This is a genomic window from Aeromicrobium sp. CnD17-E (assembly GCF_024124745.1).
GTDB lineage: Bacteria > Actinomycetota > Actinomycetes > Propionibacteriales > Nocardioidaceae > Aeromicrobium.
This window is the reverse complement of record NZ_JAMXRU010000042.1, coordinates 1-26,286: the sequence shown is the minus strand read 5'-3', so window position 1 is coordinate 26,286 and position 26,286 is coordinate 1. Positions and strand designations below refer to the sequence as shown.

28 protein-coding genes are annotated in these 26,286 nt (G+C 73.2%); 21 read left to right on the top strand and 7 right to left on the bottom strand.

The window, feature by feature from the left end:
- The 7 genes from NH339_RS09860 to NH339_RS09830 form a co-directional block, all read left to right on the top strand.
- Positions 1-1,748: transglutaminase family protein (locus NH339_RS09860; RefSeq protein ID WP_253024865.1), on the top strand; the 1,748-nt coding region annotated here is incomplete at its 5' end.
- Positions 1,745-4,237 carry a circularly permuted type 2 ATP-grasp protein gene (locus tag NH339_RS09855; RefSeq protein ID WP_253024863.1) on the top strand — a complete coding sequence of 831 codons (2,493 nt, stop codon included), beginning with the start codon at positions 1,745-1,747 and terminating at the stop codon, positions 4,235-4,237. The genes NH339_RS09860 and NH339_RS09855, both read left to right, overlap by 4 nt.
- Positions 4,234-5,106, top strand: coding sequence for a transglutaminase family protein (locus NH339_RS09850; protein WP_253024861.1), 873 nt, complete (start codon positions 4,234-4,236; stop codon positions 5,104-5,106). Before NH339_RS09855 ends, NH339_RS09850 begins: the two co-directional genes overlap by 4 nt.
- 55 nt (positions 5,107-5,161) lie before the next feature.
- On the top strand, positions 5,162-6,163 hold the full coding sequence (locus NH339_RS09845; protein ID WP_253024859.1) for a putative zinc-binding metallopeptidase: 1,002 nt from the start codon (positions 5,162-5,164) through the stop codon (positions 6,161-6,163).
- Positions 6,164-6,224: 61 nt separating this feature from the next.
- Complete coding sequence (rlmN, locus tag NH339_RS09840) at positions 6,225-7,355, top strand: 23S rRNA (adenine(2503)-C(2))-methyltransferase RlmN (protein WP_067856672.1); 1,131 nt, start codon at positions 6,225-6,227, stop codon at positions 7,353-7,355.
- A complete protein-coding gene (locus tag NH339_RS09835; protein WP_253024857.1) occupies positions 7,352-8,131 on the top strand; it encodes an HAD family hydrolase in 780 nt (259 codons plus the stop codon). Before rlmN ends, NH339_RS09835 begins: the two co-directional genes overlap by 4 nt.
- Before the next feature lie 56 nt (positions 8,132-8,187).
- Positions 8,188-9,411 carry an HNH endonuclease signature motif containing protein gene (locus NH339_RS09830; protein WP_253024855.1) on the top strand — a complete coding sequence of 408 codons (1,224 nt, stop codon included), beginning with the start codon at positions 8,188-8,190 and terminating at the stop codon, positions 9,409-9,411.
- 18 nt (positions 9,412-9,429) lie between these two features.
- Here the strand turns inward: NH339_RS09830 and NH339_RS09825 are convergent, their stop codons facing one another.
- Entirely contained in the window at positions 9,430-9,645 is a 216-nt protein-coding gene (locus NH339_RS09825; protein ID WP_253024853.1) for a hypothetical protein, read from the bottom strand.
- Positions 9,646-9,780: 135 nt separating this feature from the next.
- Between NH339_RS09825 and NH339_RS09820 the strand changes: the two genes are divergently transcribed.
- Both NH339_RS09820 and NH339_RS09815 read left to right on the top strand, forming a co-directional pair.
- Positions 9,781-10,512 (top strand): enoyl-CoA hydratase, encoded by a 732-nt coding sequence (locus tag NH339_RS09820; RefSeq protein ID WP_253024851.1) that lies wholly within the window; start codon positions 9,781-9,783, stop codon positions 10,510-10,512.
- Positions 10,512-10,952, top strand: a complete 441-nt coding sequence (locus tag NH339_RS09815) for an AMP-binding protein (RefSeq protein ID WP_253024849.1) — start codon at positions 10,512-10,514, stop codon at positions 10,950-10,952. Before NH339_RS09820 ends, NH339_RS09815 begins: the two co-directional genes overlap by 1 nt.
- Here NH339_RS09815 and NH339_RS09810 read toward each other — a convergent pair.
- The 3 genes from NH339_RS09810 to NH339_RS09800 are packed head-to-tail and all read right to left on the bottom strand — an operon-like array spanning position 10,949 to position 13,800.
- Positions 10,949-11,929: an SDR family NAD(P)-dependent oxidoreductase gene (locus NH339_RS09810; RefSeq protein ID WP_253024847.1), complete on the bottom strand. Its 981-nt coding sequence runs from the start codon at positions 11,927-11,929 to the stop codon at positions 10,949-10,951. The genes NH339_RS09815 and NH339_RS09810 overlap by 4 nt on opposite strands.
- Positions 11,930-11,986: 57 nt before the next feature.
- On the bottom strand, positions 11,987-12,652 hold the full coding sequence (locus NH339_RS09805; RefSeq protein ID WP_253024845.1) for a response regulator transcription factor: 666 nt from the start codon (positions 12,650-12,652) through the stop codon (positions 11,987-11,989).
- Positions 12,649-13,800, bottom strand: coding sequence for a sensor histidine kinase (locus NH339_RS09800; RefSeq protein WP_253024843.1), 1,152 nt, complete (start codon positions 13,798-13,800; stop codon positions 12,649-12,651). The genes NH339_RS09805 and NH339_RS09800 overlap by 4 nt, the downstream gene beginning before the upstream one ends.
- Before the next feature lie 131 nt (positions 13,801-13,931).
- Here NH339_RS09800 and NH339_RS09795 point away from each other — a divergent pair, with 131 nt between their 5' ends.
- The 6 genes from NH339_RS09795 (at position 13,932) to NH339_RS09770 (ending at position 20,412) form a co-directional block, all read left to right on the top strand.
- Positions 13,932-14,843 (top strand): ABC transporter ATP-binding protein, encoded by a 912-nt coding sequence (locus NH339_RS09795; RefSeq protein ID WP_253024842.1) that lies wholly within the window; start codon positions 13,932-13,934, stop codon positions 14,841-14,843.
- Positions 14,840-15,646 carry an ABC transporter permease gene (locus NH339_RS09790; protein WP_253024840.1) on the top strand — a complete coding sequence of 269 codons (807 nt, stop codon included), beginning with the start codon at positions 14,840-14,842 and terminating at the stop codon, positions 15,644-15,646. The genes NH339_RS09795 and NH339_RS09790 overlap by 4 nt, the downstream gene beginning before the upstream one ends.
- Before the next feature lie 66 nt (positions 15,647-15,712).
- Entirely contained in the window at positions 15,713-16,945 is a 1,233-nt protein-coding gene (dxr, locus tag NH339_RS09785; protein WP_253024838.1) for a 1-deoxy-D-xylulose-5-phosphate reductoisomerase, read from the top strand.
- Entirely contained in the window at positions 16,942-18,252 is a 1,311-nt protein-coding gene (locus NH339_RS09780; protein ID WP_253024836.1) for a site-2 protease family protein, read from the top strand. The genes dxr and NH339_RS09780 overlap by 4 nt, the downstream gene beginning before the upstream one ends.
- Positions 18,253-18,281: 29 nt before the next feature.
- A complete protein-coding gene (gene ispG / locus NH339_RS09775; protein WP_253024874.1) occupies positions 18,282-19,415 on the top strand; it encodes a flavodoxin-dependent (E)-4-hydroxy-3-methylbut-2-enyl-diphosphate synthase in 1,134 nt (377 codons plus the stop codon).
- Between the two features lie 106 nt (positions 19,416-19,521).
- The gene (locus NH339_RS09770; protein ID WP_253024834.1) at positions 19,522-20,412 is read left to right on the top strand and encodes a GNAT family N-acetyltransferase; all 891 of its coding nucleotides are present in this window, start codon (positions 19,522-19,524) and stop codon (positions 20,410-20,412) included.
- 13 nt (positions 20,413-20,425) lie between these two features.
- On the opposite strand, the gene NH339_RS09765 is transcribed toward NH339_RS09770, so the two are convergent.
- Complete coding sequence (locus tag NH339_RS09765) at positions 20,426-20,719, bottom strand: putative quinol monooxygenase (RefSeq protein WP_253024832.1); 294 nt, start codon at positions 20,717-20,719, stop codon at positions 20,426-20,428.
- Positions 20,720-20,789: 70 nt separating this feature from the next.
- Here NH339_RS09765 and NH339_RS09760 point away from each other — a divergent pair, with 70 nt between their 5' ends.
- Together NH339_RS09760 and NH339_RS09755 are read left to right on the top strand one after the other, a co-directional pair.
- Positions 20,790-21,158, top strand: a complete 369-nt coding sequence (locus tag NH339_RS09760; protein WP_253024830.1) for a DoxX family protein — start codon at positions 20,790-20,792, stop codon at positions 21,156-21,158.
- Positions 21,159-21,173: 15 nt separating this feature from the next.
- Positions 21,174-22,919, top strand: coding sequence for a proline--tRNA ligase (locus NH339_RS09755; protein ID WP_253024873.1), 1,746 nt, complete (start codon positions 21,174-21,176; stop codon positions 22,917-22,919).
- 24 nt (positions 22,920-22,943) lie between these two features.
- On the opposite strand, the gene NH339_RS09750 is transcribed toward NH339_RS09755, so the two are convergent.
- Positions 22,944-23,357: a DUF4439 domain-containing protein gene (locus NH339_RS09750; RefSeq protein ID WP_253024828.1), complete on the bottom strand. Its 414-nt coding sequence runs from the start codon at positions 23,355-23,357 to the stop codon at positions 22,944-22,946.
- A 1-nt stretch (position 23,358) separates the two neighbouring features.
- A complete protein-coding gene (locus NH339_RS09745; RefSeq protein ID WP_253024826.1) occupies positions 23,359-23,823 on the bottom strand; it encodes a hypothetical protein in 465 nt (154 codons plus the stop codon).
- Between the two features lie 102 nt (positions 23,824-23,925).
- Here NH339_RS09745 and rimP point away from each other — a divergent pair, with 102 nt between their 5' ends.
- The 4 genes from rimP to NH339_RS09725 form a co-directional block, all read left to right on the top strand.
- Positions 23,926-24,489 (top strand): ribosome maturation factor RimP, encoded by a 564-nt coding sequence (gene rimP, locus NH339_RS09740; RefSeq protein ID WP_253024824.1) that lies wholly within the window; start codon positions 23,926-23,928, stop codon positions 24,487-24,489.
- Complete coding sequence (gene nusA, locus NH339_RS09735; protein ID WP_253024822.1) at positions 24,489-25,592, top strand: transcription termination factor NusA; 1,104 nt, start codon at positions 24,489-24,491, stop codon at positions 25,590-25,592. The genes rimP and nusA overlap by 1 nt, the downstream gene beginning before the upstream one ends.
- Positions 25,589-25,876: a YlxR family protein gene (locus tag NH339_RS18480; protein ID WP_308207059.1), complete on the top strand. Its 288-nt coding sequence runs from the start codon at positions 25,589-25,591 to the stop codon at positions 25,874-25,876. Before nusA ends, NH339_RS18480 begins: the two co-directional genes overlap by 4 nt.
- A gap of 154 nt (positions 25,877-26,030) precedes the next feature.
- Positions 26,031-26,286: translation initiation factor IF-2 N-terminal domain-containing protein (locus tag NH339_RS09725; protein ID WP_253024819.1), on the top strand; the 256-nt coding region annotated here is incomplete at its 3' end.

Here is a 26,286-nt window from a genome sequence, read left to right as displayed (position 1 = left end):
TCGACGTCGAGACGAAGTCCTCGATCCTGCCGCTCGACGCGATCGCGTGGTCCGACCCCGAGGCCACGGGCGACCCGTCCTACCTCGAGTCCGGGCCGACCCTGGTCCCCGGCGTGCCCGACGTCGAGGTCTGCGACCCCGAGGGTGCGCCGACGACCGCCCTGGCCTTCGAGGTGCGGCCGGGCGGACCCGACGCGCCGCCCGTGCTGCACGTCTTCCTGCCGCCGACCGAGCGCCTCGAGGACTACGCCGACCTCCTGCACGTCGTGGAGCGGGCCGTCGCGGCGGTCGGCACGCCGGTGGTCGTCGAGGGCTACGGCCCGCCGCCGGACCCGCGCCTGACCCAGCTCAGCGTCACGCCCGACCCCGGCGTCATCGAGGTGAACGTGCAGCCGACGTCGTCGTGGTCGGAGCTGGTGTCGCTCACCGAGACGCTGTACGACGCGGCGCGCCGCACCCGGCTGGGCACCGAGAAGTTCGACCTCGACGGTCTGCACACCGGCACGGGTGGCGGCAACCACCTGACGCTCGGGGGCCGCACGCCCGCCGCGTCGCCGCTGCTGCGCCGACCGGACCTGCTGGTGAGCCTGCTGTCGCACTGGCAGCGCCATCCGTCGCTGTCGTACCTGTTCTCCGGACGCTTCATCGGCCCGACGAGCCAGGCGCCGCGCTTCGACGAGGGCCGCCCCGAGTCGGTCTACGAGATGGAGATCGCGATCGCCGAGGTCCACCGGCTCGTCGCCGAGGCCGAGGGGCAGGGCGAGACCTTCCGGCCCTGGCTCGTCGACCGAGCCCTGCGGCACCTGCTGACCGACCTCACGGGCAACACGCACCGCGCCGAGTTCTGCATCGACAAGCTCTACAGCCCCGACTCCTCGCGCGGACGCCTCGGGCTGCTCGAGCTGCGCGGCTTCGAGATGCCGCCGCACCCGCAGATGGCGCTGGTGCAGGCGCTGCTCGTGCGCGCCCTCGTGGCCCGGTTCTGGGACGATCCCGCCACCGGACCGCTCGAGCGGTGGGGCACCGCGCTGCACGAGGACTTCCTGCTGCCGCAGGGCGCGGTCCGCGACGTGGACGCGGTCGTCGCCGACCTGCAGGACCACGGGATCGACTTCGAGCGCACGTGGCTCGACCCGTTCGTGGAGTTCCGCTTCCCCCGCATCGGCGTGACGCAGGTGAGCACCCCGACGGGCCCCGTCGAGCTCGAGCTGCGCAGCGCGATCGAGCCGTGGCACGTCCTGGGGGAGGAGGCGACGGGCTCGGGGACGTCGCGCTACGTCGACTCCTCGATCGAGCGGCTCCAGGTGACCGTCCGTGGCGTCTCGCCCTCGCGGCACCTCGTCACGTGCCAGGGTGTTCCCGTGCCCCTCACCCCGACCGGCGTGCCCGGCGAGTACTACGCCGGCGTGCGCTACCGCGCCTGGCAGCCGTGGTCGGCGCTGCACCCGTCGATCCCGGTGCACTCCCCGCTGCACGTCGAGGTCGTCGACACCGTCGTGGCCCAGGCGCTCGGCGGCTGCACCTACCACGTCGTGCACCCGGGCGGTCGGGCCTACGACCACCCGCCGGTCAACGCGCAGGAGGCGGAGGCGCGTCGCTCGAGCCGCTTCGTGCCGCACCCCGCGTCGACCGGACCGGTCGACGTCGGCGCGTTGGTCGAGGCCGGCCGCCGCGCGCACAGCACCGACTACCCCCACACGCTCGACCTGCGACGGGTACCTCCGACCGGGCGGCCCGCCGCGCCATGACCGTCCTGCGCGACTACGCGTCGGAGGTCGGTCAGCCGACCCGCCCCCGCGAGCGGGAGGGACCCCCAGACGCCGCACCCGCCCGCTACGACGAGGTGGTCGACGCCGACGGCTCGCTGCGGCCGGCCTGGCGGACGCTCGCCGCCAGCGCGCTGGAGATCACCGACGTGCAGCTGCGTCGCGTGCAGCGTGACATCGGACGCTTCCTGGGCGACGACGGCGTCACGTACCGACGTCCCGGGGAGCCGGGGTCGCGCTGGCGGCTCGACCCGTTGCCGCTCGTGCTCAGCGCCCAGGACTGGGCGCCCCTCGAGGTCGGCCTCGCGCAGCGCGCCGAGCTGCTGAACGCGTTGCTCGCCGACCTGCACGGACCGCGCAGCGTCCTCGCACAGGGCGTCGTGCCGCCGGCCGTGGTCTACGCCCACCAGGGCTTCCTGCGCGTGGCGGCGCGCCCGGGCACGGTCGACGACCGCCCGCTGCTGCTCACCGCCACCGACGTCGCCCGCACGCCTGCCGGCGACTGGGTCGTCGTCGCCGACCGGACGCAGGCGCCGTCCGGGCTCGGGTACGCCATGGAGAACCGGCACGTGATCTCGCGCGTGCTGCCCCAGATGTACCGCGACGCCGGCCTGCACCAGGTGGGGCCGTTCCTGCAGGCCGTGCGGTCGACCCTCATGCAGGCCGCGCCCGAGCACGTCGACGACCCACGCGTCGTCGTGCTGACCCCCGGGTCGGCGTCGGAGACCGCGTTCGACCAGGCGCACCTCGCGTCGAGCCTGGGCTTCCCGCTCGTGCAGGGCAGCGACCTCGTGGTGCGCTCGGGCGCGGTGTGGATGCGGGTCTTCGGCCGTCTGGAGCGTGTCGACGTGATCCTGCGGCGCGTCGACGCGCCGTGGTGCGACCCGCTGGAGCTGCGCGGCGACTCCCAGCTCGGCGTCCCGGGCCTGCTCGAGGCGGTCCGTCGCGGGAGCGTGCGGATCGTGAACGGCCTGGGTTCCGGCGTGCTCGAGAACCCCGCGCTGCTCCCGTACATGGCCCGCCTGTGCGAGCACCTCCTCGACGAGCCGCTGCGGCTGCCGTCGGTCCCGACCTCCTGGCTCGGCGACCCCGACGCCCTCGCCCTCGCCCGCGAGCGGTGGGACGAGCTCGCCGTCCGGTCGATCGACCGGTCGGTCGACGTCGACCGCCTCGGTCCGGCGGAGCTGCTCGCCCGTGTGCAGGCCGAGCCGCACCGCTTCGCCGCCCAGGAGCTGCCGGCATGGTCGCAGGCGCCGCGCCTCGCGGGTGGTGCCGTACGTCCCCAGTCGGTGGCGCTGCGGACGTTCACGCTGCGCTACGGGTCGTCCTACCGGCCGATGCTGGGCGGGCTCGCGTCGGTGCTCGACGGTGCGCGGTCGGTGTCGAGCAAGGACGTGTGGGTGCTGAAGGACACGCCCGACCAGCCCGACCAGGGACTGGCCGAGGTGCTCGCGGTGACGTCGTCGAGCAGCGTCACGCCGCTGGTGCCGCGCGTGCTCGAGGACCTCTTCTGGTTCGGCCGCTACGCCGAGCGCGCGGAGGACACGCTGCGTCTCGTGCTCGTCGCCCACGCCCTCGCGGAGGACTTCCGGGCGCGTCCCTACAGCGCCGGCGGCGTGGCCCTGCGGGTGCTGCGCGGCGCACTGCTGCACCAGGTGCCCGGACCGTACGACGCCGGCGACGGGGAGAGCGTCGACGCCGACCTGCGCTCCGTCCTGCTCGACGTCGAGCGGTCGGCCTCGGTGGCCCACTCCTTCGCCGCGCTGCGGGGAGCCGCCGAGGGCGTGCGCGACCAGCTGTCGGTCGACGTGTTCCGCGCGTTCGGGGCCACGGAGCGCGCGGCCGCGCTGCTCGACGCCAACGACCACAGCCTCCAGGTCACGGAGAGCGCCGAGCGCATGCTCACCGGGCTCCTCGCGCTGCACGGTGCGACGGCCAGCATGGTGCACGACGAGGGGTGGGAGACGCTCGAGGCCGGACGCGCGCTCGAGCGCTGCCTGCAGGTCGTCGCCCTCCTGCGCCGCACGGTGACGGTCCGACGCGGCATCGACGTCGACCGGCACCTGCACCAGGGCGTGCTGACCGCCACCGAGAGCGCCATCACCCACCGACGCCGGTACCGCGGGTTCGTCCGCGTCACCAGCCTCGTCGAGCTGCTTCTGGCCGACCCGGCCAACCCGCGCTCGCTGCGCTTCAACCTCGAGACGCTGCGACGCCACGTCGCCGCCCTGCCCGCGTCGACGGGCGCCAGCCGGCCCGAGCGGCTCCTGGACGACCTCGTCGACGAGGTCGACCGCACCCACGTCGCCGAGCTCGTGCCGATCGAGGGCGAGTCGCGACCCAACCTCGAGCGGCACCTGGACAGCCTGACCATCCACCTCCTGCGGGTCGCCGAGGCGTTCGCGGGAACGCACCTGGCCACGGCCCCCACGCCCCGGGCGTTCGGCCTCTCCGGACGGGGGACCCGATGAGGCTCGACGTCACCCACCGCACCACCTACACCTACGACGACGACGTAACCGGCAGCTACGGCATCGCGTACCTGACACCGCGCGACCTGCCGTGGCAGCGCGTCGTGGCCCACCAGGTCGACGTCGACCCCGAGCCGCTCGACCGCTCGACCGACGTCGACCACTACGGCAACACCGCCACGTACTTCCAGCTCGACACGCCGCACCGCACGCTCGACGTCGTCGCGCACAGCGTGGTGGAGATCGACGAGCCCGTGCTCGACCCGGTCGCGCTGGGCGTGCCCTGGGAGCAGGCGCGTCCCTCGGTCCGGCCCGACGTGCCCGACGCCTGGAGCGCGCTCGACCTCGCCCTCGCCTCCCCGTCGGTCGACCAGCCAGCGGCTGCGCACGCCTACGCGGCGACGTCGTTGACGCCGGGTCGACCGCTGGGCGAGGCGGTGCTGGAGGTGATGCACCGGGTTCACGCCGACTTCGCCTACGAGCAGGGCGCGACGACGGTGACGTCGACGATCGCCGACGTCCTCGAGGCGCGTGCCGGGGTGTGCCAGGACTTCGCCCAGCTCACGCTCTCCTGCCTGCGCTCGCACGGGCTCGCCGTCCGGTACGTCAGCGGCTACCTCGCCACCGAGCCGCCACCCGGCAAGGAGCGCGTCGTCGGTGCCGACGCGACCCACGCGTGGGCGGCCGTCTGGGTCCCGGGAGGTGGCTGGCTCGCCCTCGACCCGACCAACGACCAGCCGGGGAACGAGCGGTACGTGACGGTCGCATGGGGTCGCGAGTACTCCGACGTGCCCCCCTTGAAGGGTGTGATCTTCACCGAGGCGAAGACGTCGACGCTCGCCGTCGCGGTCGACGTCGTGCCGGTCTGAGACGTCCCTCCCGGATGGGGATGCGCCCCCGCCGTAGCGGGGGAAGGATGGGCACGTGAAGGCCTTCTCCTGCCGCGTGTGCGGCAACGCCCTGTACTTCGAGAACTCCCTGTGCGTCTCCTGCGGGACGGCGCTCGGGTACTCCCGCAACGAGCACGAGATCGTGCCCGTCGACGAGGACGGTCGCTACGTCGACCGGGAGGGTCTGGTCTGGCACGTGTGCGCGAACCTCAACCTCTCCGGCTGCACGTGGCTGGCCACCGTCGAGGGGGGCCAGTGCTTCAGCTGCGACCTGACGCGCACGCGTCCGGCCGACGACGACCTCGAGGGCCTCTCGCAGTACCCGGTGGCCGAGGCGGCGAAGCGTCGCCTCGTCGTCGAGCTCGACGCGCGCGGCCTGCCGATCACGACGCGCGACGAGGACCCCGAGCAGGGCCTGTGCTTCGACATGCTGTCGAGCGTGGAGGAGAACGTCGTCATCGGCCACGCCGACGGTGTCATCACGATCGACCTCGCCGAGGGCGACGACGCGCACCGCGTGAAGGTGCAGTCCGAGCTCGACGAGCCCTACCGCACGATGCTGGGCCACCTGCGCCACGAGGTCGGCCACTACTTCGAGTCCGTGCTCGTGCGCGGCGAGGAGCGGATGGACGCGTGCCGGGAGCTCTTCGGCGACGAGTCGAAGGACTACCAGGCCGAGATCGACCGGCACTACAGCGAGGGCCCGCCGGAGGACTGGCAGGAGTCCTACATCAGCACCTACGCGACGATGCACCCGTTCGAGGACTTCGCGGAGACCTTCGCGCACTGGATGCACATCAGCGACACCGTCGAGACCGCGCGAGCCTACGGCCTGACCACGGTCGACCCGAGTGCCTTCACCCTGTTCAGCGACCTCGTCACGGGCGTCTGGATCCCGCTGTCCACGGCGCTCAACCAGATCAACCGGGCGATGGGCGCAGACGACCTCTACCCGTTCGTCATCCCGCCGCCGGTGCTCGACAAGCTCGACTTCGTCGCCGCCCTGGCGCGAGACCCGCACCCCGTCCCGGCGTGAGCCGGCCCGGCCCGGCCCGCGCGTTTCGACAGCGCTGGGGTCGGGCTGGGAGGATGGTGCGGTGAGCGAGCCCATCAAGACCCTGCCGCTCGTCCTCGAGCCCCCGCGCGGTCGCGGGAAGCCTCCGCGTCACCTCGCGGACTTCTCCGCCGACGAGCGCAAGGCCGCGGCCGAGGAGCTCGGCCTGCCCGCCTTCCGGGTGAAGCAGGTCGCGCACCACTACTTCGCGCGCCTGCAGCGGGACCCGGAGGCCATGACCGACCTCCCGGCGGCGCAGCGCGACGCCATCGCCCAGGCCCTGCTCCCGCCTCTGCTGTCGACCGTCAAGGTCCAGGAGGCCGACCAGGGGACGACCCTGAAGACGCTGTGGCGCCTGTTCGACGGCGCCCTCGTGGAGTCGGTGCTGATGCGCTACTCCGAGCGCGCGACGGTGTGCGTGTCGAGCCAGGCCGGCTGCGGCATGGCCTGCCCGTTCTGCGCGACCGGCCAGGGCGGCCTGCAGCGCAACATGAGCACGGCCGAGATCGTCGACCAGGTCGTCGACGCGGCCGCCGCGATGGCGCACGGACGGGTCGCCGGTGGCCCGGGCCGACTCTCCAACGTCGTGTTCATGGGCATGGGCGAGCCGCTGGCCAACTACAAGGCGGTCGTGGGCGCCGTGCGTCGCATGACCTCGCCCGCGCCCGACGGACTCGGCATGTCGGCGCGCAACATCACGGTCAGCACGGTGGGGCTCGCGCCGCGCATGCGTCAGCTGGCCGACGAGGGCGTGCCGGTCACGCTCGCGCTGTCGCTGCACGCCCCCGACGACGAGCTGCGCGACGAGCTGGTCCCCATCAACACGCGGCACAGCGTCGAGGAGGCCGTCTCGGCGGCGAAGCACTTCTTCGACGTCACCGGCCGACGCGTCTCGATCGAGTACGCGATGATGCGCGACATCAACGACCAGGCCTGGCGCGCCGACCTGCTGGCCGAGCTGCTGCTCGCGCACGGCGAGGGTCGCGGCTGGGTGCACGTGAACCTCATCCCGCTCAACGAGGTCCCCGGCTCGCGCTTCACCCGCTCCCGCGACGAGGACATGGACGAGTTCGTCCGCCGTCTCGTCTCGCGCGGCATCAGCACGACGATCCGGGACACCCGCGGCGACGAGATCGACGCCGCCTGCGGCCAGCTCGCCGCGTCCGACGCGTGAGCCGACCCGCGCTGCTCGCGACCGACCTCGACGGCACCCTCCTGCGCAGCGACGGCACCCTGTCGGACCGCACGCGTGCCGCCGTCGCCGCGGCGGAGGACGCAGGGGTCGAGGTCGTGTTCGTGACCGCCAGGCCTCCGCGATGGCTCGACGAGCTCGCCGACGCGGTCGGGGGTCACGGCGTGGCGCTCTGCGGCAACGGTGCCTTCGTGCTCGACGTCGCGCGTCGCGAGGTCGTGGAGTCGCACCCGTTCGCCGCGGCCGACCTGCACGCGCTGACGTCGGACCTGCGCGCCGCCGTGCCGAGCATCGGGTTCGCGGTCGAGTGCGCCGACGGGATGCGCCGCGACGAGCACTTCGTCGACGCCTACGAGGACGAGTACGAGACGGGTGGTCTCGAGGGCACGGCGGCCGGCAAGCTGCTGGCGAGGGCGCCGGGGCTGGACGCCGAGGAGTTCCTCGCGCGGGTCGCCGAGGTCGTCGACGGGCGGGCCGAGCTCGGCTTCTCCGGCGCGATCGGGCTCGCCGAGCTCACGCCGCGCGGGGTCACCAAGGCGTCCGGGCTGCAGACGTGGTGCACCGAGCGCGGCATCGCGGCCCGCGACGTGTGGGCGTGCGGCGACATGCCCAACGACCTGCCGATGCTCGCCTGGGCCGGTCGTGCGCTCGCCGTGGCGAACGCCCATCCGGACGTCCTCGCCGTGGCCGACGAGGTCATCGGGTCGAACGACGACGACGGCGTCGCGCAGGTGCTGGAGCGGCTGACCGCGCCCTGACCGGGCCCATTCCCGGGCCGGAGGGCGGTGTCGGAGGCCGCCCCTAGGTTGGAACCATGGACGGGAACGGCAACGGCAACGCGGCGGCGCTCGACGCGCTGACCGCACGCGCGCGGGAGCGCGCGCGTGCCGAGGCGGTCGAGATCGTCGACATGCTGCGGTTCCGCGACGCCGAGCTGGTGCGCACCGCTGGCATCGAGTCGCCGATGGTGCGGCTCGTCGAGCGGTCGGCGATCGCGCTGGAGATCGGCCAGGCGGTCGGGCTGTCCGAGGGTCAGGTGACCGCCCGGCTCGCGGCGGCCGACCGGCTCCGCGAGCGCACGCCGTACACCTGGCGGGCTTTCCGCGACGGTCGTGTCGACTGGGCGCGAGCGCGCGAGGTGTCGTCGGCGGCGCTGCTGCTGGTGCACGAGTCGTCCCACCGACGCCTCGACGAGGCCGTCGTCGGGTACGCGGCGACCCACACCGTGGCCGAGCTCCGGGCCTGGCTGAAGCGGTTCGTCGCCCGCGTCGAGGCCGAGGAAGCCGCAGCCCGGGCCGAGGCCGCCCGACGTGAGCGGACGGTGACCGTGACCCACGTCGACGACGCCATGGCCTGGGTCAACGCCTTCATCCCCTCCCACCAGGCCGCCGCCATCGACGCCCGCCTGCGCCGCACCCCACGCCTCGACGGCGACGACCGCACCCGCAACCAGCTGCGCGCCGACGCCTTCGTCGACCTCCTCCTCGCCGAGGACACCCCCGCCACCGGCTGCGCCCGCACCGACATCGGCGTCGTCATCGACGCCGACGTCCTCGTCGGCGCCGAGCCCGGGCCGGCCGTGGCCGACGACGGCACCTGGACCGTCCCGGCCGAGTGGGTGCTCGAGCACCTCGACCCCGACGACACCTTCTTTCACCGGCTGCTCGTCGACCCGATCACGCGCGACGTCCTCGCCCACGAGTACGTGGGCCGGTTCGCGCCCGACGTCCTCGCCACCGCCATCAGCTTCCGCGACGGCGTCTGCCAGGCCCCCGGCTGCCTGCGACCAGCCCGCGACTGCGACCTCGACCACCAGGTCCCGCATCCCAGAGGCCCCACCCGAGGCTCGAACCTCTGGGCACTGCACCGCCGACACCACGCCATGAAGAGCCACCGCACCCTGCGCTGGATCCTGCCCTCCGGACGCACCGTCGACGCCGAACCCGCCACCCACGGCCTGACGCCCGACATCGGGTCCGACGTCGAGCACCGCATCGCCCGGCTGCTCGTCGACCAAGGGGATCGCCAGGCGCCCTGACGTGTCCTCTGCGTTGAGTCAGAGGTCGCGCAGGTACTCATCGAGGATCTGCAGTGCAAGATCCCCGTCGGGGCGAGCATCCAGACACTGACGGTGCACGGCCGAATCGTTCAGTCGCCCGAAGGCCGAGTCTGTCGCGAACAGCGCTGGTGGGAACAACTGCGCCTCGTCCTCAGCCTCGATGACGGCGTTGCAGAGGTGGCACCGGGATCTGCCGCGCAACAGGATGGCCATGTCTGCCATGGTGGACCGTGCGACTCCGGTCGGCAACCACGAGCTGAGTGGCGCAAATGTCAACCTGCGATCCGCCCGCGAGTGCTGACCACCCGCCAGTACGCTGACCCGCGTCCGACCCGACGGAGGAGACCCATGCTCGGAGTGAGCCGCGACGGCGACGTCGTCGTCCTGGAGCTGCAGCGCGAGGAGCGCCGCAACGCCCTCAACCTCGACCTGTGCCGCGCGATCGACGAGGCCGCGCGCGACGCGGTCGGCGACGGGCCCGCGAACGGGGGAGCCCGGGCCATCGTCATCACCGGCCAAGGCACCGCGTTCTGCTCCGGGGCCGACCTCGGCGGCGTCTACGGGGACGAGTTCCTCGAGGCGCTGTACGGCATGCTGCACGGCCTCGCCCGGCTGCCCGTCCCGATCATCGCCGCCGTGAACGGCCCCGCCATCGGTGCCGGCACCCAGCTGGCCATCGCCTGCGACCTGCGGGTCGCCGACGAGCGGGCGAAGTTCGGCGTGCCCACCGCCCGCAACGGGATGGCCGTCGACGCGTGGACCATCCGCACGCTCGCCGCGCTGTCCGGCACCGGGCCCGCCCGGCGCATGATGCTGGCCGGCGAGCTCGTCGACCGCGACGAGGCGCTCGGTCACGGACTCGTCGACAAGGCGGGCACGCTCGACGACGCCCTCGCCTGGGCCCACGAGATCGCCACGCTCGCGCCGCTCACCCTCGCCTACAACAAGCGCGTCCTCAACGGCCTCGACGACGACGCCACCATCGAGCAGGGATTCCGCGACGTCTGGGCCAGCGAGGACGTGCGCGAGGCGGCCACCGCGCGGACCGAGAAGCGCACGCCCGTCTTCCGGGGGCGTTGATGGCGAGCCTCGGGTTCGACCTGCTCGACCGGCACGTCATCGGCGGGGGCGCGGACGACCCGGCCACGTCGACGCTCACGTTCGCGCGGCTGCTGGAGCGCTCGTCGTTCCTCGGCTCCGGCCTGCGGATGCTCGGCGTGCAGCCCGGCGACGAGGTCGGCGTGCAGGTCGCCGGCGACGACAGGGTCGTCGCGGTGTGCGCGTGCATCCGCATCGGTGCCGTCCCGGCGCCCGACGGCACGGTCGTCGTGGTCGACGGCGACGACGGCCCCGAGGTGCGCTCCGCCGAGGGTGTCCACCCGCTCGACCTCGTCCGCCAGGCCGGCTCCGGCGACGCTGCCACCGCGCTCGCGGGCGACGCCGACGGCTTCCGCGACGCCGTGCTGGCGCACGCGGCCGACGTCGTCGAGCCGCTGCTCGCGCGCCGACCCGTCGGCTAGGAGCCCTCAGGCTCCAGACCGGCCCACGCCGCCACGCGGTCCCACGCGCGGCGGCGCAGGGCGGGGTCGTCCTTCGACCAGGGCAGGTAGCGGGGCGAGCGGCGACGCCGGTCGCACCAGAATCCGTCGGGCCCGGTCACCGACGTCGGCGTGGCCACGAGCCACACCATCGTGTCCGCGCCCTGCTCGGCCGTGCGCAGCACCGGTGCGACAACCTTCGCGAAGCCCGGCAGCGAGTCCGTGATCCCCGGGGTCTCGGCCCAGCCCGGGTGCATCGCGTGGCTCGCCAGGTGCGGGTGGCGCTCGGCGAGCAGCTCGGCCACGACCACCTGCAGCCGCTTCGTGCGGGCGTAGGCGCGGACGCCGTCGTAGTCGCCGTCGCGGTACTGCAGGTCGTCGACGAGCGCCGCCGTGAGCGGTGCCGTGTACATGCCCCCGGACGAGACCCACACGACGCGGCCGTCGTCCGCCGCCTCCAGCAGCGGGCGGAGCAGCTCGGTCAGCAGCAGCGGGCCCAGCACGTGGGTGGCCAGCGTCAGCTCGTGGCCCTGCGCCGACTCGGTGCGCTCCTTCGGCATCACGCCCGCGTCGTGGACGATCGCGTGCAGCGCTCCGAGGTCCGACGTGAGCCGCTGAGCGTAGCGCCGGACGTCGTCCAGGTCGCTGACGTCGCAGACCTCCTCGCGCAGGTCCGCGGCCGGCACGCTGCCCCGGATCTCGCGGGCCGCGTCGGCCAGCCGGTCGGCCTTGCGACCCACGAGGTGCACCGTCGCGCCCAGGGCGGCGATGCCGGTGGCCGCCGCGGCGCCCAGGCCACCGCTCGCGCCCGTCACCACGACGTGCCGCCCGCGGAGGGCGTCCGGCTCCGGGTCGGCGGGCCACCAGCGTCGTCGCAGCGCCGGTCCGATGCTGGAGTAGCCGGGCAGGACCGTCTTGTCGAGGACGGTGTCGGCGAGGTTCGCGAACGTCGAGGGCATGCACCCCACGCTAGGCAGCCGCGCGGCCGCGGGCACGTCGAGCGGCGGTGGCGTCCGCTACAGGAGCCCGGCCTCGTGCATCGTGATGGCCACCTGCACGCGGTTGACCGCGTCCAGCTTCGTGAACAGGTGCGAGATGTGGGCCTTGACCGTCGCGAGGCTCAGGTGCAGCTCGGCGGCGATCTCCGCGTTCGAGGCGCCGCGCCCGATGGCGAGGGCCACGTCGCGCTCGCGGTCGGTCAACGACGCCACGCGCCGTGCCGCGTCGGCCTCGCGGCTGCCGCCCGAGCCGTCGGTCACCTGGGCGATGAGCCGGCGGGTGATGGCCGGGGAGAGCGCCGGCTCACCGCTCAGGACGGTGCTGATGGCCTCCACGATCTGCGCGGGCGGGGTGTCCTTGAGCAGGAACCCGTGGGCGCCCGCGGCGAGCGCCCGCACGACGTAGTCGTCGGCGTCGAAGGTGGTCAGCACGAGGACGTGCGGTGGCGACGGCAGCGCGGTGATGGCGGCCGTCGCCTCGATGCCGTCCATGACCGGCATGCGCAGGTCCATCAGCACCACGTCGACGTCGTGGGAGCGCACGGCGGCGAGCGCCTCGCGCCCGTCGGACGCCTCGGCCACGACCTCGAGGTCGTCGGCGCCGCCCAGCATCAGCGAGAGCCCGGCCCGCACCAGCGCGTCGTCGTCGACGAGGAGGAGGCGGGTGGGGCGGCCGGATGTCACGCGGCCCACGGTATCCGCGCCTCCAGGACGTAGCGCCGGTCGGCCGACACGCGGTGCGACAAGCTGCCCCGCGCCAGCTCGACCCGCTCCCGCAGCCCGACGAGCCCCAGGCCCGACCCGGGCAGCGGGGCGGTCGGCGTGCCGAGCGGGAGGGGGTTCGTGACCCGCACCTCGACGGTCTGCGCGCCGACGTCGACCGCCACCTCCACCGGCGTGCCGGCCGCGTGCTTGCGCGCGTTGGTCAGTCCCTCCTGCACGACCCGGTAGACGGTGCGTCCGGCGGTCCCCGAGACGTCGTCGAGGTCGCCCCGCAGCTGCAGCTCCACACGCATCCCGGCCGCCCGCGACTCCTCGACCAGCTCGACGACGTCGCGCGCCGCCGGCTGCGGCAGCTCCGGCACGGCGTCACCCGGGCCCTCGCGCAGCACGCCGAGCACGCCGCGCAGCTCGGTCATCGCCTGGTGAGCGGTCTCCTGGATGGTGAGCGCGGTCTCGTGCACCTGCTCCCGCCCGAGGTCCTGCCGGTAGGCGAGGGCGCCCGCATGCATGGTGACGAGGGAGATCCGGTGGGCGAGCACGTCGTGCATCTCGCGGGCGATGCGGGTGCGCTCCGCGCTGCGGGCCTGCGCGACCTTGGCCGCCTGCTCGGCCTCCGCGCTCTCCGCCCGTGAGCGCAGGGTCGCGAGGAGCTCACGGCGTGACCCCACGTACAGGCCCACCGCGACCAGGAGGCCGATGACCACGACCACGACCGCTGCGTCGACGCGGGGGTCCTCACCGGGCAGCGGGTTGACGACGACCACGAACGGGATGGTCAGCAGGCACACGAGGGTCACCGGCACGAGCTCGCGCCAGCGTCGGCGCGTGGCGAGGGAGACCAGCGCCAGGCAGGCTGCGCCGCCGGAGCTGAACGACCCGATGCTCACGACGTTCGTCACCAGCGCGACCGTGACGGGGAACCGGCGACGCCAGACCATCGCGACCACGGTGCACGCCACACCCGTCGCCAGGTCGAGGGCGAACCACAGCGGCGCGTGCCGCAGCTGCCAGAGCCCGAGCGGCACCCACGTGAGCGCGGTGACGGCGAGGACGAGCAGCAACCGCCACGTGTGTCCCCACCAGGTCAGCGGGGGAGCGGTGCCGGTCACCGACGACACGCTACCCAGCGCGGTGGGCGCCGGACCACGACCGACGGACCGGGACGTCTCATACTTTCGGCGCGACGATCATGGCTGCGCGACGGATGCGTCCCCGGGGCGTCGTCCGCGAGAGTGGGACCATGATCCAGGTCCAGAACCTCACGAAGGCGTACGCCGGCTTCACGGCCGTCGACGACGTCAGCTTCACCTGCCGTCCGGGCGCGGTGACCGGCTTCCTCGGGCCGAACGGTGCCGGCAAGTCGACGACGATGCGCATCATCGCCGGACTGACGCCCCCCTCGAAGGGTGCGGCCACCGTCGGCGGCGTGGACTACCGCGACATCCCCAACCCCGGCACGCAGGTCGGCGTCCTCCTCGACGCTTCGGCCCAGCACGCCGGCCGCACGGGCCGCGAGATCCTCACGATCGGCGCGCGCACCATGGGGCTGCCCGCGAGCCGCGTGGACGAGATGCTCGCGCTCGTCAGCCTGTCCGACAAGGAGTCGCGCCGCCGCGTCCGGAACTACTCGCTCGGCATGCGTCAGCGGCTCGGCATCGCGCACGCACTCCTCGGCGACCCGAAGATCCTCATGCTCGACGAGCCCGCCAACGGTCTCGACCCGGCGGGCATCCACTGGATGCGGGGCCTGCTCCGTGAGTACGCCGACCGCGGCGGCACGGTGCTCCTGTCGTCGCACCTGCTGCACGAGGTGCAGATCATCGCCGACGAGTTGATCGTCATCGGCAACGGGAAGATCGTCGCCCAGGGCACGAAGGAGGAGCTGCTGCAGGCGGCCGGCACCTACGTGCGCGGTCTCGAGCCCCGCGCCCTCGAGCAGGCGCTCACCGGCGCCGGCATCACCGTCACGCCGAGCGGCGAGGGCCTCACCACCGAGGCCGCCCCCGAGGTCGTCGGCAAGGCCGCCGCCGCCGCGGGCGTCGTCCTCGTCGAGCTGCGCCAGGCCGACGGCGCCGGCCTGGAGGAGATGTTCCTCCAGCTCACCGCCACCACCCAGCGCGACGCCGTCCCCACCGAAGGAGCCCAGGCATGAGCACCACCACCGCACCCGCGGTCAGCATCGACACCGACCGTCCGGGCATCCCTCTCACCCGTCTCGTGGGCGTGGAGGTCCGCAAGGCCTTCGACACGCGCGCCGGCCGGTGGCTGAGCATCTCGATCCTCGGCCTCTGCGCCGTGGTCATGCTCGTCATCGCGTTCCTCGTCACCGACGGGGGCGAGTTCCAGGACTTCCCGTTCTTCATCCAGGCCATGGGCGGCACGCTCGGGTACTTCCTGCCCATCATCGCGATCATGCTGGTCACCTCCGAGTGGGGCCAGCGCACCGGGCTCGTCACGTTCACGCTCGAGCCTCGCCGCCCCCGCGTGGTGGCCGCGAAGCTCCTGGCCGGACTCATCATCTCCGTCGGCGTGATGCTGCTGTCGGCCGTGCTCGCGGCGGTCGGCACGTTCCTCGCGTCGAGCGTCCGCGGCGTCGACGTGTCGTGGTCGATCACCGGCCACGAGGTGTTCAACTTCGCGGTGAGCAACCTGATCGGCGTGCTCATCGGGTTCGCCATCGCCATGCTGCTGATGAACACGGCGGCCGCCATCGTCGGCTACTTCGTCTACACCCTGGTGCTGCCGATCGTCGTCGGCATCGTGGGCGGGCTCGTCGAGTGGTTCGGCGACCTCGCCCCGTGGATCGAGCTGAACACGGCCCTCGTGCCGCTGTTCACCGGCGACTTCGACCCGACCGGCGAGGAGTGGGCGCGCATCGCGACCGCCGGCACGATCTGGCTGGTGCTGCCGCTCGGCTTCGGCATCTACCGGCTGCTGCGCTCCGAGGTGAAGTGACCCCGGAGCGGTGAGACCTCCGGCGCCCGGGCGGGACACCCGGTGCCGGTGAGGGAGAATGGCGACATGCGCAAGCGTGTCGCCATTCTCGGTTCCACCGGCTCCATCGGCACCCAGGCCCTGGAGGTGGTCGAGGCCGCGCCCGAGCGGTTCGACGTCGTCGCGCTCGCGGCCGGCGGGTCCGACCCGGCCCTGCTCGCCGCCCAGGCCATCCGGCACGAGGTCGAGGTGGTCGCCGTCGCACGCGCCACGTCGGCGCAGGACGTGCAGCTCGCCCTCTACGCCGAGGCGAAGCGGCGTGGCTGGTCCGAGGGTGACCATCGAGTACCCCGCCTGCTCGCCGGTCCCGACGCCGCCACCGAGGTCGCGCGCACCGACGTCGACGTCGTGCTCAACGGCATGACCGGTGCGGTCGGCCTCGAGCCGACGCTCGCGGCGCTCGACACCGGCACGACCCTCGCCCTGGCGAACAAGGAGTCGCTGATCATCGGCGGCGAGCTCGTCACGTCGCGGGTGCGCCCCGGCCAGCTCGTGCCCGTCGACTCCGAGCACTCCGCGATCGCGCAGGCGCTGCGCGGCGAGCGCGTCGAGGACGTGCAGCGGCTCCTCGTGACCGCCAGCGGCGGCCCGTTCCGCGGACGCAGCCGCGCCGAGCTCGCCGACGTGACGCCCGAGCAGGCGATGGCGCACCCGACGTGGGACATGGGTCCGGTGATCACCATCAACTCCGCGACGCTCGTCAACAAGGGCCTGGAGGTGATCGAGGCGCACCTGCTGTTCGGCATCGACTTCGACCGCATCGACGTGGTCGTGCACCCGTCGTCGGTCGTCCACTCCATGGTCGAGTACGTCGACGGCTCGACGATGGTGCAGGCCTCGCCCCCGGACATGCGGCTGCCGATCGCGCTGGGCCTCGCGTGGCCCGAGCGCGTGCCGGGCTCGGCGCGCGGCTGCGACTGGACCACGCCGACCTCCTGGGAGTTCTTCCCGCTCGACGAGACCGCGTTCCCCGCCGTGTCTCTGGCCCGGCGCGCCGGGTCGTTCGGCCGCACGGCCCCAGCCGTCCTCAACGCGGCCAACGAGGTGTGCGTCGACGCGTTCGTCAGCGGCGACTTGGGGTTCCTTGGCATCGTGGACACGGTGGGCGCGGTCCTCGACGAGCACCTGCGCGACCCGGACGCCGCCCACGCCGACCTGACCCTCGAGCGCGTGCTCGAGGCCGACACCCTGGCCCGCGAGCGGGCGAGGGCCCTGGTGGAGGAAGCGTCCATGAGTGCAACCGGCGGAGCCCGCGCGTGACCGCGCTGATCTACACGCTCGGCGTCGTCGTCTTCGTGCTGGGCGTCATCGCGTCGATCGCCCTGCACGAGCTCGGCCACATGGTCCCGGCGAAGAGGTTCGGCATCAAGGTCACCCAGTACTTCGTCGGCTTCGGCACCACGATCTGGTCGGTCAAGAGGGGCGAGACCGAGTACGGCATCAAGTCGATCCCGCTCGGCGGCTACGTCAAGCTCGTCGGGATGCTGCCGCCCGAGCGGCGCGACGGCGTCGCGGCCGACCCGCACGAGGTCCGCGCGACCAGCACCGGTCTCTTCACCCAGCTCGTGAGCGACGCGCGCCACGCGGAGCACGAGCTGATCGAGGACGACGACCTCGACCGCCTCTTCTACCGCAAGCCCTGGTGGCAGAAGCTGATCGTGATGGCCGGCGGCCCGCTCGTCAACGTCGCCATCGCCGTCGTGCTGTTCGCGGTCGTCCTCATGGGCTTCGGCGCACTCACCCCGACGACGACCGTCCAGGCGGTCTCCGACTGCGCCATCACCGACGCGGAGGCGGGTCGCGCCTGCACCGACGCCGACCCCGTGACCCCGGCCAAGCAGGCCGGCCTGCAGCCGGGCGACCGGTTCGTGTCGTTCAACGGCGAGCGGATCACGTCGTGGGAGCAGCTGTCGGGCCTGATCCGCGCCAACGGCGACCGCGAGGCCCGCCTCGTCGTCGACCGCGACGGTCGCGAGGTGTCCGCCGACGTCCCGACCGCCGTGCTCGCGCGCACCTCGCTCGACGACCCGCAGCGCACCGAGAAGGTCGGCTTCCTCGGCGTCACGCCGACCGAGACCATGCAGCGCCAGGGACCGGGCGCCGTCGTCGACGTCATGGGTGAGCAGGTCGCGGCCACCGCCAGCGCCATCGCCCACCTGCCGGTGCGCATGGTCGAGGTCACCAAGGCGGCGTTCGGCGCGGAGCGACCCGCCGACGGCCCGATCAGCGTGGTCGGCGCCAGTCGGGTCGCCGGCGAGCTCGTCACGGTCGACGAGCCCAGCTGGGCGGAGCGCGCCCAGCGGCTGCTGGCCCTGCTCGCCTCGCTGAACCTGTTCCTCGCGCTGTTCAACTTCATCCCGCTGCTGCCCCTCGACGGGGGCCACATCGCCGGAGCGCTGTGGGAGGCCGTGCGTCGGGGATGGGCGCGTCTGCGCCGTCGCCCGGACCCCGGATACGTCGACGTGGCGAGGATGCTGCCCGTCGCCTACGTGGTGGGTGGCATCCTGATGGTCATGAGCGTCATCCTGATCTACGCCGACATCGTGAACCCGGTGAGCATCTCGTGAGCGCCGGGTCCGTCCCGGTCTCGCTCGGGATGCCCGAGGCGCCGCCGCCGGTCCTCAGCCCGCGACGCACGAGCCGCAAGATCAAGGTCGGCACGGTCGACGTGGGTGGCGACGCGCCCGTCTCGGTGCAGTCCATGACCACGACGCTGACGTCCGACGTGAACACCACGCTCCAGCAGATCGCCGAGCTCACCGCGGCCGGCTGCGACATCGTGCGCGTCGCGTGCCCCAGCCAGGACGACGCCGACGCGCTGCCCGACATCGCCCGCAAGAGCCAGATCCCCGTCATCGCCGACATCCACTTCCAGCCGAAGTACGTGTTCGCCGCGATCGACGCCGGCTGCGCGGCCGTGCGCGTGAACCCGGGCAACATCCGCAAGTTCGACGACCAGGTCGGTGCGATCGCCCGGGCCGCGAAGGACGCTGGCGTCTCGCTGCGCATCGGCGTCAACGCGGGCTCGCTCGACAAGCGCCTGCTCGAGAAGTACGGCAAGGCCACGCCGGAGGCGCTCGTCGAGTCGGCCGTGTGGGAGGCGTCGCTGTTCGAGGAGCACGACTTCCACGACTTCAAGATCTCGGTCAAGCACAACGACCCCGTCATCATGGCCCAGGCCTACGAGATGCTTGCCGAGCGCGGCGACTGGCCGCTCCACCTCGGCGTCACCGAGGCCGGACCGGCGTTCCAGGGCACCATCAAGAGCGCCACGGCGTTCGGCTACCTCCTCGGCAAGGGCATCGGCGACACCATCCGCGTCTCGCTGTCCGCCCCGCCGGTCGAGGAGGTCAAGGTGGGCATCCAGATCCTCCAGTCGCTCAACCTGCGACCGCGCAAGCTCGAGATCGTGTCCTGCCCGTCGTGCGGGCGCGCCCAGGTCGACGTCTACACGCTCGCCGAGCAGGTGACCGCCGGTCTCGACGGTCTCGAGGTGCCGCTGCGCGTCGCCGTCATGGGCTGCGTCGTCAACGGTCCCGGCGAGGCACGGGAGGCCGACCTCGGCGTCGCGTCGGGCAACGGCAAGGGCCAGATCTTCGTCAAGGGCGAGGTCATCAAGACCGTGCCCGAGAGCAAGATCGTCGAGACGCTGATCGAGGAGGCCCTGCGCATCGCCGAGGACATGGAGCCGGAGGATGGCGCGACCGCCTCGGTGACGGTCTCGGGCTGAACGTCCGCCGTCCGTCCCAGGTCGCGCTCGTCGAGGGGCGATGGCCGGCCCGCTGGCCTAGGCTGTCCGCAGCCGGGCGAGCGGCCTGCGGAGCGAGGAGCACACGATGATCGAGCTGGTGCCGGTCGCGTCCGACGCCACCGGGCGCCGTGACCAGCAGATCCGGCTGCTCGGACCCGACGACCGCGTCGAGCTCGAGGCGCTGATGGCCCGCGACGAGCGCGCGAACCTCTTCGTGCGCCACCGCGTCGCCGAGACCGGTCTGCGCAGCCTCATGCTCGGCGGCACGATGCTCGGCTGCTTCCGCGACGGCCGGCTCGTCGCCGCCTGCCACTGCGGCGCCAACCTGGTGCCCGTGGAGGCCGACGCCGACGCCGTGGACGGCTTCGCGCGCCAGCTGCTCCTCACCGGTGTCGCTCCTGGCATGCGACGCAGCGCGTCGCTGGTCGGCCGCCAGGCCGCCGTCATGCGGCTGTGGTCGAGGCTCGAGCAGGACTGGGGTCCCGCGCGGTCGGTACGGGCCGACCAGCCGTTCCTCGCCATCGACGACGAGCCGGCGGTCGCGCCGGACCCGCGGCTGCGCCGCGTCATGATCGACGAGGTCGACGTGCTGTACCCGGCGTCCGTGGCGATGTTCCGCGAGGAGGTCGGCATCGACCCCGAGGCGGGAGGCGGCGCGGGCTACCGGGCCCGGGTGGCGCAGCTCGTCGCCCGGGGCTGGGCGTTCGCGATCATCGAGGACGGCGAGGTGCTCTTCAAGACGGAGGTCGGCGCCGCCGCCGACGGCGTCTGCCAGCTGCAGGGCGTCTGGGTGCACCCCGACCACCGTGGTCGAGGCATCGCGGCACCAGCACTCGCCGGCGTCGTGCGGCTGGTGCAGCGTGACGTCGCGTCCGACGTCACGCTCTACGTCAACGACTTCAACACGGCCGCCCGGGCCACCTACGCCCGTGTCGGCCTGCGCCAGGTCGACACGTTCGCGTCGATCCTGCTGTAGCCCGCCCGCGTCGTCAGTCGCCCGGGGTGTCCCAGTGCGTGAGCACGGGGGGAGCGGCCAGCAAGGCCGCCAGGGCGGGTCGCCTGCCGTCGCCGGCGCGCCAGGTGCGGTAGGCCGCGTCGTGCTCGAGGCTCTCCCAGCGCTCGAACGCCGTCACGTGCGTCGGGTCCTCGACGTCGGTGAGGACCTCGACGCCGAGGTTGCCCGCGAAGGCGCGGGTCTCGGCAAGGACCTCCTCGAGCACGGCCGGTGCGGCCTCGAGCTGGTCGGGCCGGAGGCGGAGCTCGAGGGTGGCGACGATGGACACGGGTACCTCCTGCAGGCGCGGGATCGAGACGTCCCATCGTGCCATCACCACGGTCGCCTAGGGTGCGGACATGGATCGTGACGTGAAGGCCCTGGCCGCCCTGCTCGCCGTCGCCGGGGTCGCGCACTTCGTGAAGCCCGAGCCCTTCGAGCAGATGGTGCCGCGTGCCCTCCCGCGTCGGCGCGAGCTCGTGCACGCCTCGGGGGTCGTGGAGGTGGCCTGCGCGGCGCTGCTCGCGCACCCCCGCACGCGACGCGCCGGGGGGCTGGCCGCCGCCGGACTCCTCGTCGGGGTCTTCCCGGCCAACCTGCAGATGACGGCCGACGTGCTGCGCAGCCGTCGCGCCTCGCCCGTGCTGAAGGCCGGGGTCGTCGGCCGGCTGCCGCTGCAGGTGCCGCTGGTGCGCACGGCCCTCAAGGCCTCGCGCGGCGCTCGATAGGGTCGGCGCATGCGCATGTCCCAGCTGTTCCTGCGAACCCTCCGCGACGACCCGGCGGACGCGGAGGTCCCGAGCCACAAGCTGCTCGTCCGGGCCGGCTACGTGCGGCGCGTCGCGCCGGGCATCTACTCCTGGCTCCCGCTCGGGCTCAAGGTGCTGGCCAAGGTCGAGGAGATCGTCCGCGAGGAGATGGACGGGATCGGGTCGCAGGAGGTGCGCTTCCCCGCGCTGCTGCCGCGCGAGCCCTACGAGGCGACGAACCGCTGGACCGAGTACGGCCCCAACCTGTTCCGCCTGCACGACCGTCGCGGCAACGACATGCTGCTCGGCCCCACGCACGAGGAGATGTTCGCGCTCCTGGTGAAGGACCTCTACGGCTCCTACAAGGACCTGCCGCTGAACCTGTACCAGATCCAGACGAAGTACCGCGACGAGGCGCGGCCCCGCGCCGGCATCCTGCGCGGCCGCGAGTTCGTCATGAAGGACTCCTACTCCTTCGACGTGACCGACGAGGGCCTCGAGCGCAGCTACCAGGCGCACCGCGAGGCCTACGTGCGCATCTTCGACCGGCTCGGTCTCGACTACGTCGTCGTGCAGGCCGACTCCGGCGCCATGGGCGGCTCGGCCAGCGAGGAGTTCCTCGCCGTCGCCGAGATCGGCGAGGACACCTTCGTCCGCTCGCCCGGCGGCTACGCGGCCAACGTCGAGGCCGTGGTCACGGTGGCGCCCGACCCCCAGCCCTACGACGGGCTGCCCGCCGCGCACGCCGAGCAGACGCCCGACACCCCGACCATCGACACGCTCGTCGCGCACCTCAACGAGCGGTTCCCGCGCGAGGACCGTCCCTGGACCGGGGCCGACACGCTGAAGAACGTCCTCGTCGTGCTGCGCCACCCCGACGGCTCCCGCGAGCCGCTCGCGATCGGCGTGCCTGGCGACCGCGAGGTCGACCCCAAGCGGCTCGAGACGCAGGTCGCGCCGGCCGACGTCGAGCCGTTCACGGAGGAGGACTTCGCCGCCCACCCGGCCCTCAAGAAGGGCTACATCGGCCCCGGCGTGCTGGGGGAGGAGTCCGAGACCGGCATCCGCTACCTCGTCGACCCCCGCGTCGTCGAGGGCACGCGCTGGGTCACCGGGGCGAACGTGGCCGGCTCGCACGTGATCGACCTGGTGGCCGGCCGCGACTTCACCGCCGACGGCACGATCGAGGCGGCCGAGGTGCGTGCGGGCGACCCCGCGCCCGACGGATCGGGTCCGCTCGAGCTCGCCCGCGGCATCGAGATGGGGCACATCTTCCAGCTCGGCCGCAAGTACGCCGAGGCGCTCGACCTCAAGGTGCTCGACGAGAACGGCAAGCTCGTCACCGTCACGATGGGCTCCTACGGCGTCGGCATCTCGCGTGCCGTGGCCGCCGTCGTCGAGAGCTCGCACGACGAGCTCGGCATCGTCTGGCCGCGCGAGCTCGCGCCCTTCGACGTCCACGTCGTGGTCGCCGGGAAGCAGCCCGAGCTGTTCGAGGCGGCCGACCGGCTCGTCGCCGAGCTCGAGGCCGCCGGCCTCGACGTGCTCTACGACGACCGTCCGAAGGTGTCGCCCGGCGTCAAGTTCAAGGACGCGGAGCTGCTCGGCATGCCGACGACCGTCGTCGTGGGCAAGGGGCTGGCCGACGGGCTGCTGGAGGTCAAGGACCGCGCCAGCGGCACGCGACGTGACGTGCCCCTCGCCGACGTCATCACCGAGGTCCGCGGCGTCTGCCGCTGACCATCCTGCCGCTGGCCCTGGGGCTCAGCCTCGGTCGAGTCCGGGGAAGGCGCTGGGGCCGGCGCCCCAGCTCGTCGCCTCCAGCGCCGAGGCCCGCAGCGACCGGACGGCCTCGCGACGGTCGTCGGCGCTCCCGAGCGCCACGAGCGGCACGATGGCGCGGCACATCCGCTCGGCCACGTCGGCGAGCCGCTGACGGGCCTGGTCGACGGAGCGGGGAGGCACGCCGTACGCCGCCTGCGGGCCCACGGGCGTCGCCCCGGCTGCCGCCACCCGCGCGACGAGCACGTCGCGTGCACGCTCGTGGCGACGGAGTGCCGCGCGCGCGGCGTCGTCGAGCGCGGGGAACCTGCCCGCGCTGAGCGAGGTCAGCCAGACGGCCTCGTGCTCGAGCGCGAGGCGGCGCTGCAGGGGGCCGACGGGGGACGGGTCACCCACGTCACGCACCTCCCGCCCGGCGGCCCAGCGTGCGGGCGACCTGCGCCTGCCCGGCCGCGAGCGACGCCAGCACCCTGGCCAGGTCGGGCGAGACCGCTGCGAGCGCGTCGGTCTGGCGTCGGCTGGCGGTCCGGTTGAGGTCGGCCACGACGGTGGCGACGTCGGACGACCTCGTCGAGGGCGAGGCGTCGACGTCCGCCGCGCCGCCGAGCCCGTCGAGCTGGGTCCTCAGCACCGTGACGAGGTCGTCGGTGCGGACACCCTCGAGGCGGCCGACCGACGCGGCGAGCGCGGCCTGGTCGGCCGCGGCGCGCTCCAGCAGACGAGTGTCCGCGGGATCCGGCATGGGGCGCGGTCGCGCCCCGAGCGCACGCAGCACGTCGTCGTCGCGGCCCGCGACGTGCAGGCCCGCGCCGGCCGCCACGACGGCGACCCCGCCTCCCACGACGACGCGACGGCTGACCATCCCGTCAGGCTAATGGGTGCCCGCTAGAGTGAGGGTCGCGTGGTCGCCCAGCGGCACCGCGCACCGGACGTGCCGACAACAGAACACAGGAGGCTGCACGACATGGCGGACCCGCAGGCCGACACCGTGAGGGACGAGGTCGCCGGACCCCTCGCCGCCCTCGGACTCGACCTCGAGGCGGTCGAGCTCTCCCGCTCCGGTACCCGGCGCTTCCTGAGGATCGCGGTCGACGCCGACGGCGGCGTCCCGCTCGACCTGATCACCGAGGCCACCCGCGTCGTCTCCGCCGCGCTCGACGACGGCACGGCCATGGGGGAGCAGCCCTACACGCTCGAGGTCACGTCCCGCGGGCTCGACCGTCCGCTGACCGAGCCCCGGCACTGGCGGCGCAACGTCGGCCGGCTCGTCGCCGTGACGCTGCACGACGGTCCGGCCGTCACCGGCCGGGTCGTCGGCAGCGACGACACCGGCGTCGAGGTCACCGTGAAGGGTCAGCAGCGACGGCTGGCCTACGCCGACGTCGCGCGCGCCCTCGTCACCCCCGAGCTCGGCGCCCCCAAGGCGCCCACCACCGGGCGGCCCAAGCAGCAGAAGCCGTCGGCCAAGGGCCGCGGCTCCGCACCGCGCGCCGACCGCCCCGACCACCACCGTGAGAAGGACGCCTGATGGACATCGACATGAGCGCGCTGCGCGCCCTCGAGCGGGAGAAGGACATCTCCCTCGACGTCGTCGTGGAGGCCATCGAGACAGCGCTGCTGTCGGCCTACCAGAAGACGCCGTACTCCCACCCGCACGCGCGGGTCGTGCTGGACCGCCAGACCGGACGCGTGACGGTCTGGGCCAAGGAGCGGCTCGCTCCGGAGCCGGTCGCTCCCGCCGAGCCGGACGAGACCGAGACCGAGACCGAGACCGACGAGGCGACCGACGAGGCGCAGCCGCCCGCCGCGCCGCCGGCGCCGCGGTTCTCGGAGGAGTTCGACGACACGCCGGAGGACTTCGGCCGCTTCGCCGCCACCGTCGCGCGCCAGCTGATCATGCAGCGCCTGCGCCAGGCGGAGGACGAGCAGAAGTTCGGCGAGTTCTCCGGCAAGGTCGGCGACATCGTCTCCGGCGTCATCCAGCAGGGCAGCCGTCCCGGCGACGTCATGATCGACCTGGGTCGCGTCGAGGCGCTGCTGCCGTCGGCCGAGCGGGTCGCCGAGGAGAAGTACGCGCACGGCGAGCGCATCAAGGCCTACGTGTACGAGGTCGAGAAGGGCATGCGTGGCCCGCGGGTCAAGGTCTCGCGCACCCACCCCAACCTCGTGCGGCTGCTCTTCGCCCTCGAGGTCCCGGAGATCGCCGACGGCTCGGTCGAGATCATGGCCGTGGCGCGGGAGGCCGGCCACCGCACCAAGATCGCCGTGCGTGCCACGAAGCCCGGCGTCAACGCCAAGGGCGCCTGCATCGGGCCGATGGGCCAGCGCGTGCGCAACGTGATGCACGAGCTGCGCGGCGAGAAGATCGACATCGTCGACCACAGCGACGACCCGCTGGAGTTCATCGGGCACGCGCTCTCGCCCTCGCGGGTCAAGAAGGTGACGATGGTCGACGAGCAGACCCGCGCGGCTCGCGTGGTCGTGCCCGACTTCCAGCTCTCGCTCGCCATCGGCAAGGAGGGGCAGAACGCCCGCCTGGCCGCCAAGCTCACCGGCTGGCGCATCGACATCCGCTCCGACACCGAGGTGCCGCAGGACGGCGACGGCGCGCGGCCCGAGCGCAGGTCGTGACCACGGACGGGGTAGACTCGACCACGGTCACTCGCACGTGCATCGGATGCCGGTCGCGCGACGACGTGACCGCTCTGGTCCGGCTCGTCGCGACGCCGGGGGAGGCGGGTACCACCGTGACCCCCGACCCGCGGCGGACGCTGCCGGGGCGAGGGGCGCACCTGCACCCCGACCCTCGGTGCCTGGAGCTGGCACGACGTCGACGGGCGTTCGGCCGGGCCCTCCGCGTGGAGGGACCGCTCGACCTGACGCTGCTCGACGACGTGGCCGGTCCGCGGGACTGACCAGCGCGCACCAACCCATCCACGGGGCCACGGGCCCCACGACCCGAAAACGGAGCAACCGCTCATGAGCTCTCGATGAGAACGTTCCGATGAGCCTGCACGTCAACTAGGGTCCTCACCTCCTTCGGGGTGCGGGCCCCCACGAAGGAGAACAGTGGCTGTCAGAGTCCACGAGCTCGCACGAGAGCTCGGAGTCCAGAGCAAGGACATCCTGTCCACGTTGAAGGACATGGGTGAGTACGTGAAGTCCGCGTCGTCCACCGTCGAGGCGCCGGTCGTCCGCCGCCTCAAGGAGGAGCACGGCGACGCGCTGCTCGCCAAGGGTGCGAAGAAGGGTGCCAAGAAGGCCGCCCCTGCGCCTGCCCCCAAGGCACCGGCCGCCGAGGCACCCGCCCCGGCTGCGCCGCAGG

Excerpts from the sequence above, each read along its gene's own strand:
- NH339_RS09855 (WP_253024863.1), top strand. The coding sequence starts at position 1,745 with ATGACCGTCCTGCGCGACTACGCGTCGGAGGTCGGTCAGCCGACCCGC.
- NH339_RS09850 (WP_253024861.1), top strand. The coding sequence starts at position 4,234 with ATGAGGCTCGACGTCACCCACCGCACCACCTACACCTACGACGACGAC.
- NH339_RS09830 (WP_253024855.1), top strand. The coding sequence starts at position 8,188 with ATGGACGGGAACGGCAACGGCAACGCGGCGGCGCTCGACGCGCTGACC.
- NH339_RS09825 (WP_253024853.1), bottom strand. The coding sequence starts at position 9,645 with ATGGCCATCCTGTTGCGCGGCAGATCCCGGTGCCACCTCTGCAACGCC.
- NH339_RS09820 (WP_253024851.1), top strand. The coding sequence starts at position 9,781 with ATGCTCGGAGTGAGCCGCGACGGCGACGTCGTCGTCCTGGAGCTGCAG.
- NH339_RS09815 (WP_253024849.1), top strand. The coding sequence starts at position 10,512 with ATGGCGAGCCTCGGGTTCGACCTGCTCGACCGGCACGTCATCGGCGGG.
- NH339_RS09810 (WP_253024847.1), bottom strand. The coding sequence starts at position 11,929 with ATGCCCTCGACGTTCGCGAACCTCGCCGACACCGTCCTCGACAAGACG.
- NH339_RS09795 (WP_253024842.1), top strand. The coding sequence starts at position 13,932 with ATGATCCAGGTCCAGAACCTCACGAAGGCGTACGCCGGCTTCACGGCC.
- NH339_RS09790 (WP_253024840.1), top strand. The coding sequence starts at position 14,840 with ATGAGCACCACCACCGCACCCGCGGTCAGCATCGACACCGACCGTCCG.
- dxr (WP_253024838.1), top strand. The coding sequence starts at position 15,713 with ATGCGCAAGCGTGTCGCCATTCTCGGTTCCACCGGCTCCATCGGCACC.
- ispG (WP_253024874.1), top strand. The coding sequence starts at position 18,282 with ATGCCCGAGGCGCCGCCGCCGGTCCTCAGCCCGCGACGCACGAGCCGC.
- NH339_RS09770 (WP_253024834.1), top strand. The coding sequence starts at position 19,522 with ATGATCGAGCTGGTGCCGGTCGCGTCCGACGCCACCGGGCGCCGTGAC.
- NH339_RS09760 (WP_253024830.1), top strand. The coding sequence starts at position 20,790 with ATGGATCGTGACGTGAAGGCCCTGGCCGCCCTGCTCGCCGTCGCCGGG.
- NH339_RS09755 (WP_253024873.1), top strand. The coding sequence starts at position 21,174 with ATGTCCCAGCTGTTCCTGCGAACCCTCCGCGACGACCCGGCGGACGCG.
- NH339_RS09745 (WP_253024826.1), bottom strand. The coding sequence starts at position 23,823 with ATGGTCAGCCGTCGCGTCGTCGTGGGAGGCGGGGTCGCCGTCGTGGCG.
- rimP (WP_253024824.1), top strand. The coding sequence starts at position 23,926 with ATGGCGGACCCGCAGGCCGACACCGTGAGGGACGAGGTCGCCGGACCC.
- nusA (WP_253024822.1), top strand. The coding sequence starts at position 24,489 with ATGGACATCGACATGAGCGCGCTGCGCGCCCTCGAGCGGGAGAAGGAC.